Raw genomic sequence first — 8707 nt, 5'->3', positions numbered from 1 at the left:
CGGCGACGGGGGTGGTCGCGACGGGGGTGGTCGCGACGGGGGTGGCGGCCCGCACCGCGGAGGCATCCTGCGCAGCGGCGGACGGGCCCACCCCGGCGAGGCCTGCGGCCAGCGCCAGCGCCGCGAGCGCCGCCCGCGCTGCGCGAGGGCCGCGCCGACCCCACCGCGAACGCGTGTCGAGCGCCATCACGGCGCGAGGGTACCACCGGCCCGGGCGCCGCCCGAGCGCGGTTCGCGTCGTCCTTGACCGCCCCCCGGCCCGGCGCTACGCTGCCGGGGCCGAGGAGGGCGCATGTTCGAGAATCTCGGGGACCGACTCCAGGGAGCGATCCAATCGCTGCGCGGGCGTGGACGCCTGAGCGAAGCGGACGTCAAGGCCGCGCTGCGCGAGGTTCGCGTCGCGTTGCTCGAGGCGGACGTGGCGCTCGAGGTCGCGCGCGACTTCGTCAAGCGCGTCGAGGCCGAAGCGATCGGCGACGAGACGCTGATGAGCCTCACGCCCGACCAGCGCGTGATTCGCATCGTGCGCGACGAACTGCAGACGCTGCTGGGCGGCGAGAGCGTCCAACCGGAGTTGCGCAGCGACGGCAACGTCTGGCTGATGATGGGGCTCCAGGGCGCCGGGAAGACGACGACGGTCGGGAAGCTCGCCTACCACTTCAAGGCGAAGGGCCGCCGGCCGCTGCTGGTCGCCGCCGACACCCAACGCCCCGCCGCCCGCGACCAGCTCGAGGTGCTCGCGGACCGCGTCGGCGTGCCGGTCCTGAAGGTCGCGGACGGCGAACCGCCGGAGACGACGAAGGCGCGGATCGACGCGGCGTTGCGCGAGGACTTCCGCGACCTGGTGCTGGTCGACACCGCCGGACGCCTCGAGATCGACGAGGCGTTGATGGGGGAACTGGCCGCCCTCGACGCGGCGGTCGGCCCGACCGAACGGCTGTTGGTCGTCGACGCGATGACGGGGCAACAGACCCTCCCCGTCGCGCGGACGTTCGACGAACGCGTCGGCGTGTCGGGCCTGGTGCTCTCGAAGATGGACGGGGACGCGCGGGGCGGAGCGGCGTTGTCCGCGACGCACGTCACCGGGCGCCCGATCTACTACGCCGGGACCAGCGAGAAGCTCGACGGGCTCGAGGCGTTCCACCCCGAGCGGATCGCCGGCCGGATCCTCGGCATGGGCGACGTCCTGACGCTGATCGAGAAGGCCGAAGCGCTCGAGGACGCCGCGGAGGACGGCGGCACCGGCGGACGGCCGCAGGACTTCTCGCTGCAGGACATGCTGCACCAGATGCGGCAACTGAAGAAGATGGGGTCGTTCGGCGAGATCCTGGGCATGATCCCCGGCGCGAAGAAGATGATGCCGGCCGGCGCGGACGTCGACGAGGGCGAACTCGCGCGGGTGGAGGCGATCCTCTCGAGCATGACCGACGCGGAGCGCCGCACCCCCCGCGTCCTCGACGCCAGCCGCCGTCGGCGCATCGCGCGCGGGTCCGGGACGACGGTGCAGGACGTCAACCGTTTGATGAAGAACTACGAGGCGACGAAGAAGATGATGAAGAAGGCCGGGAAGACCGGCCGACTGCCGGCGGGGTTCGGAGGCTGACGGCCCGTTTGCGCGCCGGGCGGGGCGCGCGGTACACTCTTCAGTTGCTGCACCGGACGCCGGTCCGAGCGAAGCACGCGGGCGCGGCCCGCATCCCGACCCGGACACGCACACGCCCTTTGAGGAGACGTACATGGTCAAGATCCGCCTGACGCGCATGGGCTCGAAGCGCAACCCCCACTACCGCATCGTCGTCGTCGACGCCCGCAAGAAGCGCGCCGCCGACTACATCGAACAACTCGGCTACTACGACCCGCGCGAGACGACCGACGCGTCGCTCAAACTGAACGCCGAACGCGCCGCGCACTGGCTGTCGGTCGGGGCGCAACCCACCGAATCCGTCGTCCGGCTCCTCGAGTCGCAGGGCGTCGACGTGCCCACGGTCCGCGCCAAGCGCAGCGACGCGTACGTCAAGCGCGTCGCGGCGACCGCCGGCTGACCATGCCCTCGAACCTCGTCGAGTACGTCCTGCGGAACCTGGTCGAGGACCCGTCGCAGTTGCGGGTCACGAGCGACGAGGGGGCGCGGGGCGTCCGCATCGAGGTGCGCTGCGCGAAAGCGGACGCCGGCCGCATCATCGGTCGCAACGGGCGGATCATCAACGCCGTCCGGACCCTGGCCCGCGCCGCCGCCGACGGCCGCCAACGGGTGGACGTCCACCTGATCGATTGACGCGCGTGACCGGGTCGCCTCGGCCGCCGACCGGCCTCCGGCCGGCGGCGCGCGTCGGACGCCGCCACGGCCTGCGGGGCGCGGTCCGCCTGCACCCCCTCGACGACGGCGCCGCCCCCGCCCTGCTCCACGCCCTGGAGCGGGGCGCCCTGCTGTGGCTCGAGGGGGTGGGGGACGTCCACCTCGAGGCGTTCGCACGGCACGGGGACGCCTGGCGCGCCCGCTTCGACCGCGTCCGCACCGCCGAACGCGCCGCCGAGCTGGTGCACGCGACCCTCTGGGCGCCCACCCCCGACGCCGCCGAGGACGCCGCCGGAAGCCCCGCGCCCGCCCGAGCCGAGGTGGGACGGCCCGTCCTCCTGGTCCGCGGGGACGCACCGCCGGTGGAGGTCGGGGTCGTGGAGGCGCTCGAGGGCGGCCCCGCCAACCCGCTGCTCCGCGTCCGGGTGGACGGCACGTCGCAGCTTTTGCCGCGCGCCGCGCCGTACGTGCGCGAGGACGACGACGGCGTGACCCTGTTCGACCCGCCCGACGGGCTCCTGGACCCCGCGTGATCGTCACCGTCCACACGCTGTTCCCGGGGTTGATCGAGGGGTACCTGAGCGATGCGCTCCTCGCGAAGGCGATCCAGGCCGGACCCCTCGAGGTCCGCGTGCGGGACCTGCGCCGGTTCGCCGGGAACCGCACCGGGCGGGTCGACGACGCCCCGTACGGCGGGGGGGCGGGCATGGTGATCCGCGCCGACGTGGCCGGCGCGGCCCTCGCCGAATCGCGCGCGGACGCGCCCCCCGCCAGCGAAACGGTCCTCCTCTCCCCCGCCGGCACGCCGCTGACGCAGGCGCACGTCGAGCGCTTCGCCACCCTCGATCACCTGGTGCTGCTGGCGGGCCGCTACGAGGGGTTCGACGCCCGCGTCGAGACGCTCGTCGACCGCGAGGTGTCGCTCGGCGACGTCGTGCTGATGGGTGGGGAACTGCCCGCCCTCGCGTTGATCGAAGCGGTCGCGCGGCTCCTCCCGGGCGTGCTCGGGGACGCCGACAGCCACCGGCAGGACTCCTTCACGACCGGCCTGCTGGACTACCCCGAGTACACCCGCCCCGCGACGTACGCCGGGGTGGGGGTCCCCGACGTCCTGACGTCGGGGCACCACGCACGGGTCGCGGCCTGGCGGCGCGAGCAGGCGCTCCGCCGGACCCTCGCGCGACGGCCCGACCTGCTCGAGACCGCCGACCTCACCGACGACGACCGAGCCGTCCTCGCGCGCCTCGCCGCCGAGACCGAATCGGACCCGCCGGCGTGACCGGCGGGTCCGATGCATCCTGCCGCGTTCGGGGCCCGGAGGGGCCCCGCCGAACGTCACTCGGCCGGGAACCGCTCGGTCATCAACGCGACGGCGTCGTCCGTGAACTCCGGCACGCCGTCGCCGGCGTACACGACGAGGCCGGCGGCCGCCCCGACGTCCAGGACGAGGGCGTACCCGCGCTCCTCGGCGATGTCGCGAATGATGGCGTTCGCCGCCTCCTCCGCCGGTCCGGCGGCGTCGCGGATGGCGGCGAGGCCCTCGTCTCGGCGCGTCTGGATGGTGACGCTCAGCGCCTGCAGCAGCTCCTGTTCCTCGGCGGTGAGGCCTTCGGCGGCCTGCTTGTCGACGAGCTCAGCGCGCTGCGCGAGGAGGTCCTGGAGTTCCGCGTCGAGGTCGCCGCTGAGCTGGTCGATCTGGGATTGCGCGGGGTGCGCGGAGATCAGCGCTTGCGTATCGACGAAGGCGACGGTCGCGCCGGCCTCCTGCGCGGCGGCGCCGGCCGCGAACGCCAACGCGACCGCGAGGAGGGCCCCGCGCACGAGGGAGACGACGGAAAGCGGACGGGTGCGGGCATGCGTACGGTTCATCACGCGCCGACGCTACCACCCGCAGCCGCGCTCGGGGTCGGGCGGTCGGCGTGAACGGGCCGTGGGTGTGGGCGTACGCCGGCATCCTCGGGGCGTTCCTCGGCAGCTTCGCGAACGTCGTCGTGCACCGCCTCCCGCGCGGGGGGTCGGTCGCCTGGCCGGGGTCGCGCTGTCCGACCTGCGACCACCCGCTGTCGCCGCGCGAGCTCGTGCCGCTCCTGAGTTGGCTGGCGTTGCGGGGGCGCTGCCGCCACTGCGGCGCCCCGATCTCGCTGCGCTACCCGGTCGTCGAGGCGCTCGCCGCCGCCGGCTTCGTCGCGCTGGCGGTCGCGACGCCGCTCCCGTCCGGGCTCGGCGTCGCACTGGCGCTCGGCGCGATCTGGATCGTGCTCCTGAGCGTCGCCTTCGTCGACCTCGCGCACGCGGAGATCCCCGACGTCCTCACCCTCCCCCCGCTCGCGGCGGCGCTCCTCGCCGCCGCGGCGTTCGGGGGCGCCCGCCCGGTCGGGCCGGCCCTGCCCGACCTGACGGCGGCCGCGTGGGGAGCGGCGTTCGCCGCCGGCGTCCTGGTGCTGGTCGACCGCCTGGGGGGGCTCGCCCTGCGGCGCGGACGCGACACCCGTGAACGCCTCTGGCCGCTGGGCTTCGACCAGGTCGCGGTCGCCGCCGTCGCCGGCGCCGCCGGCGGTCTCGCCGTCGGCCTCCTTGCGGCGGGCGCGTCGATCGCCGTCAACCTGGCGTCGCGCCGCACGCTGCGCGTCGCGGAACCGGTCGCGTGGACCCTCTGGCTCGCCGCCCTCCTCGCGTCGCCGGTCGGCGTCGGTCCCCTCGCGGCGATCGCGGGCAGCGTCGGGGCGGCGGGCACCGTCGCGCTCGCCGGCGGCGCCGTCTGGTGGCTGGTGGACCTCCGCCGCGACGCGCGCGGCGGCGCCCGTGGGGCGCCCGCCCCCGACGACGGGGCGGACGAACCGATCGCCATGGGGTTCGGTGACGTGAAGCTCGCGGGCCTGCTCGGGGCGGTCCTGGGGGTCCAGGGGGCCGCCGTGGCGCTCCTCGCCGCGGTCGCGGTCGGCGCGGTCGTCGGGGTCGCGCATCGGCTGGCCGGGGGCGGCCGGGCGATCCCCTTCGGGCCCTGGCTGGTGGTCGGGGGGCTGGTGGCGCTCCTGGTCGGCGACGCGGCGGTCGCGGCGTACCTCGGCTGGCTCGGGCTGCGCTGAGCGGCGCGGGGCGCGTGGTAGCCTGCGCCCTCGTGCGCGGGGGCGCCGCCCCCGCCGTCGCCTGGAGGTGACCGCATGACCGACGCCGCGCGCTTGTCGGAGCGGAGGGGGGACGACTTCCTCTCCCTCGCCGATTGGGATCCCGCCTCGTTCGAGGCGCTCCTCTCGTTCGCCGTGGACACGAAGCGACGGTGGCGGAACGGCGACCGACCGCGGCTGCTGGAGCACCGCACGCTGGCGATGATCTTCGAGAAGCAGTCGCTTCGGACCCGCTCGACGTTCGACATCGCGATGTTCCAACTCGGGGGGCATTCGGTGTTGCTGAGCCAGAACTTCATCGGGGTCGGCGTCCGCGAATCGATTCGCGACGTCGCGAAGAACCTCGAGCGCTGGGTGGACGGCGTGATGGCGCGCACGTACGGGCACGACACCCTGATCGATCTCGCGGCGCACGCCTCGGTGCCGGTCATCAACGGCCTGTCCGACCGCCTGCACCCCTGCCAACTGACCGCGGACTACATCACCCTCAAGGAGACCTTCGGGGACCTGGACGGGCTCCGCGTAGCGTTCGTCGGGGACGGCAACAACGTCGCCAACTCGCACGTCAACGCCGCCGCCGCGACCGGCGTGTCGCTGGTGATCGCCACGCCCGAAGGCTACGACCCCGACCCGGACGTCCTCGCCGCCGCGCGAGCGCGGGGGGCGGACGTCGAGATCGTGCGCGACCCGCGCGAAGCGGCGCGCGGTGCGGACGCCCTCTACACCGACGTGTGGATCTCGATGGGGCAGGAGGAGGACGCCGCGGCGCGCCGCGAGGCGTTCGCGGCGTACACCGTGACGCCCGCCTGGTTCGACGACCTCTCGCCCCGCGGGGTGTTCATGCACGACCTGCCCGCCCACTACGGCGAGGAGACGGTCGAGGCCGCGGTCCACCACCCGCGCAGCGTGGTGTTCGACCAGGCGGAGAACCGCTTGCACGCCCACAAGGCGATCCTCGCGACGCTGCTGGGCGACCCGGCGTGAGCGTGCGCGCAGCGGTGCTCGGCGCGGCCGGGTACGGCGGCGCGGGCCTCGTTCGGCGCCTCCGTCGCCACCCCGAGATCGCCGACCTCGCCTACGCCTCGCGGCAGTACGCCGGGCGTCCGGTGGCGGACGCCTGGCCGCACCTCGCCGGCGCGGTCGACGGCGCGGGCGACGCCCGCTTCGTCACGCCGGACGACGCCCTCGACGGGGCGGACGTCGCCTTCCTCGCCACGCCCCACGGCGCGACCGCGCCGTGGGTGCGGGCCGCGCGGGCGGCCGGCGTCCGCGTCGTGGATCTGTCCGCCGACTCCCGGCTCGACGCCGCGACGTACGCGGCGTGGTACGGCGAGCACCCGCACCCGAGCGACCTCGAGGAGGCCCGCTACGCGTTGGTGGAGGCCGACCGCGACGCGTTGCCGGGCGCCGCGTTGCTCGCGGCGCCGGGCTGCAACGCGACGGCGGTGACGTTGGCGTTGCTGCCGTTCGCGGCACGCGGCGACCTGGCCGGCGCGACGCCGGTCTGCACCGTCCTCGCCGGGACGAGCGGGGCGGGCCGTCACCCGTCGGATGCGCTGCACCATCCGGAGCTCGCCGAGAACGCGCGGGCCTACAAGCCGGCGGGCACGCACCGGCACCTGGCGGAGATCGAGGGGACCCTCGGGCTCGCCGCCGCGCAGGGGGCGGTCCGCGTCCGCCGCGACGGGCCGGGCGCGCCGCTGCGGGTGAGCTTCACGCCGCACCTGATCCCGACCGTGCGCGGGATCCTGGCGACCTGCACGTTTCCGGTGGCGGCGGACGTGCGCGAGGTGGACCTCGCGCGTGCGCTGCGCGACGCGTACGCCGACGCGCCCCTCGTTCACGTCCAGGAGGCCCTGCCCGACCTGAAGGCGGTGGTCGGCTCGGACCGCGCGATGCTCTCCGTCCGCCTCGATGCGGCGCGCGGCCTGGCGACGGCGTTCGCCGCGATCGACAACCTCGGCAAGGGCGCCGCCGGGCAGGCGGTCCAGGCGTTCAACGTCGCGACCGGGGTGCCCGAGACGACCGGCCTGGCGCTCGAGGGGCGCTGGCCGTGACGCTGCCCGAGGGCTTCCGCGCGGCGGGGGTCGCCGCCGGCGTCAAGCCTTCCGGGAAGCCGGACGTGGCGCTCCTGGTCGCCGACCGGCCGGTGGCCTGGGCGGCGACGACGACCCGCAACCGCTTCGTCGCGGCGTGCGTCACCCGCACGCGGTCGCTGCACGCGACGGACGCCCCGGTCCGGGCGTTGGTGGTGAGCGCCGGGAACGCCAACTGCGCCACCGGGGAGGCGGGCGCCCGCGACGACGCGGAGCTCGCCGAACGCGCCGCCGCCGCCCTGGAGCGTCGCGACGGCGCGCCGGTCGACCCGGGCGCGGTCCTGACCGCCACGACCGGCGTGATCGGGGTCCCGATGCCGATGGGCGCCGTCCGGAGCGGCATCGACGCCGCCGCGGACGACCTCGCGCCGGACGGCACCGACGCGTTCGCGACCGCGATCCTCACGACCGACCTGGCGACGAAGGTCGTGGAGCGCACCCTTCCGGGCGGCGCACGCCTCGTGGGGGTCGCGAAGGGGTCCGGCATGATCCACCCGAACATGGCGACGATGCTCGCGTACGTCGCGACCGACGCGGCGATCCCGCAGGCGGCGCTGCGCGACGCCTGGCCGGGGATCGTGGCGCGCACCTTCAACCAACTCACCGTCGACGGCGACACCTCGACGAACGACATGGCGGTGGTCCTCGCGAGCGGCGCGCGGCCCGCCGACGCCGACGCCTTCCTCGTCGCCCTCGAGGCGGTCGCCGAAGCGCTCGCCGAGGCGATCGCGGCGGACGGCGAGGGCGCGACGACGCTGCTCCGCGTCCGGGTCGCAGGCGCGGCGGACGACGTCGAGGCGCGCCGCGCGGCGCGGGGCGTGGCGTCCAGTTCGCTCGTGAAGGCCGCGGTGCACGGGCGCGACCCGAACTGGGGGCGGATCCTCTCCGCCGCCGGGCAGACGCTCGTCGCGATGGACGCCGCCGCGGCGCGCGTCCGGGTGCAGGGGCACGTCGTGTACGACGGAGGTCCGGCACCGTTCGACGCCGCCCGCGTCGCGGCGGACCTGAACGCGCCCGCCGTCGACCTCGACGTCGACCTGGGCGTCGGGGCGGGCGCCGGCCGGGCGTGGGGGTGCGACCTCACCACCCAGTACGTGCACATCAACGCGGACTACACCACCTGAGGGCCGCCACGCCGCCCCCCTCGACGCCCTCCGAAAGCCGCCCCCGAAGCCCGCACCAAGATCGAC

11 protein-coding genes are annotated in these 8707 nt (G+C 75.4%); 9 read left to right on the top strand and 2 right to left on the bottom strand.

Annotated elements, in window-relative coordinates:
* The coding region (locus tag RI554_04495; protein ID MDR9391269.1) for a hypothetical protein at nucleotides 1-190 on the bottom strand (190 nt) is incomplete at its 3' end.
* Nucleotides 191-292: 102 nt separating this feature from the next.
* On the opposite strand from RI554_04495, the gene ffh reads away from it, so the two are divergent.
* The 5 genes from ffh to trmD all read left to right on the top strand — a co-directional run bounded on the left by ffh (nucleotide 293) and on the right by trmD (nucleotide 3575).
* Nucleotides 293-1603, top strand: coding sequence for a signal recognition particle protein (gene ffh / locus RI554_04490; GenBank protein ID MDR9391268.1), 1311 nt, complete (start codon nucleotides 293-295; stop codon nucleotides 1601-1603).
* Between the two features lie 133 nt (nucleotides 1604-1736).
* Entirely contained in the window at nucleotides 1737-2042 is a 306-nt protein-coding gene (gene rpsP, locus RI554_04485) for a 30S ribosomal protein S16 (protein MDR9391267.1), read from the top strand.
* Between the two features lie 2 nt (nucleotides 2043-2044).
* The gene (locus RI554_04480) at nucleotides 2045-2275 is read left to right on the top strand and encodes a KH domain-containing protein (GenBank protein ID MDR9391266.1); all 231 of its coding nucleotides are present in this window, start codon (nucleotides 2045-2047) and stop codon (nucleotides 2273-2275) included.
* Between the two features lie 5 nt (nucleotides 2276-2280).
* A complete protein-coding gene (locus RI554_04475) occupies nucleotides 2281-2829 on the top strand; it encodes a hypothetical protein (GenBank protein MDR9391265.1) in 549 nt (182 codons plus the stop codon).
* Nucleotides 2826-3575, top strand: a complete 750-nt coding sequence (gene trmD / locus RI554_04470; GenBank protein ID MDR9391264.1) for a tRNA (guanosine(37)-N1)-methyltransferase TrmD — start codon at nucleotides 2826-2828, stop codon at nucleotides 3573-3575. Before RI554_04475 ends, trmD begins: the two co-directional genes overlap by 4 nt.
* Nucleotides 3576-3631: 56 nt before the next feature.
* Here the strand turns inward: trmD and RI554_04465 are convergent, their stop codons facing one another.
* The gene (locus RI554_04465) at nucleotides 3632-4165 is read right to left on the bottom strand and encodes an OmpH family outer membrane protein (GenBank protein ID MDR9391263.1); all 534 of its coding nucleotides are present in this window, start codon (nucleotides 4163-4165) and stop codon (nucleotides 3632-3634) included.
* A 50-nt stretch (nucleotides 4166-4215) separates the two neighbouring features.
* Here RI554_04465 and RI554_04460 point away from each other — a divergent pair, with 50 nt between their 5' ends.
* The 4 genes from RI554_04460 (at nucleotide 4216) to argJ (ending at nucleotide 8641) form a co-directional block, all read left to right on the top strand.
* Nucleotides 4216-5382: a prepilin peptidase gene (locus tag RI554_04460; protein MDR9391262.1), complete on the top strand. Its 1167-nt coding sequence runs from the start codon at nucleotides 4216-4218 to the stop codon at nucleotides 5380-5382.
* A 75-nt stretch (nucleotides 5383-5457) separates the two neighbouring features.
* The gene (gene argF, locus RI554_04455) at nucleotides 5458-6405 is read left to right on the top strand and encodes an ornithine carbamoyltransferase (protein MDR9391261.1); all 948 of its coding nucleotides are present in this window, start codon (nucleotides 5458-5460) and stop codon (nucleotides 6403-6405) included.
* Nucleotides 6402-7478: an N-acetyl-gamma-glutamyl-phosphate reductase gene (argC, locus tag RI554_04450; GenBank protein ID MDR9391260.1), complete on the top strand. Its 1077-nt coding sequence runs from the start codon at nucleotides 6402-6404 to the stop codon at nucleotides 7476-7478. Before argF ends, argC begins: the two co-directional genes overlap by 4 nt.
* Nucleotides 7475-8641, top strand: a complete 1167-nt coding sequence (gene argJ / locus RI554_04445; GenBank protein ID MDR9391259.1) for a bifunctional glutamate N-acetyltransferase/amino-acid acetyltransferase ArgJ — start codon at nucleotides 7475-7477, stop codon at nucleotides 8639-8641. The genes argC and argJ overlap by 4 nt, the downstream gene beginning before the upstream one ends.
* The last annotated feature ends 66 nt before the right edge of the window (nucleotides 8642-8707 follow it).

The sequence above is a fragment of the Trueperaceae bacterium genome (genome assembly GCA_031581195.1).
Taxonomy (GTDB): Bacteria; Deinococcota; Deinococci; order Deinococcales; family Trueperaceae; genus SLSQ01.
This window is presented reverse-complemented; position numbering and strand designations above follow the sequence as displayed.

Bases quoted from the DNA above. Each gene is read 5' to 3' on its own strand.
- ffh (MDR9391268.1), top strand. From the start codon at position 293: ATGTTCGAGAATCTCGGGGACCGACTCCAGGGAGCGATCCAATCGCTG.
- rpsP (MDR9391267.1), top strand. From the start codon at position 1,737: ATGGTCAAGATCCGCCTGACGCGCATGGGCTCGAAGCGCAACCCCCAC.
- RI554_04480 (MDR9391266.1), top strand. From the start codon at position 2,045: ATGCCCTCGAACCTCGTCGAGTACGTCCTGCGGAACCTGGTCGAGGAC.
- RI554_04465 (MDR9391263.1), bottom strand. From the start codon at position 4,165: ATGAACCGTACGCATGCCCGCACCCGTCCGCTTTCCGTCGTCTCCCTC.
- argF (MDR9391261.1), top strand. From the start codon at position 5,458: ATGACCGACGCCGCGCGCTTGTCGGAGCGGAGGGGGGACGACTTCCTC.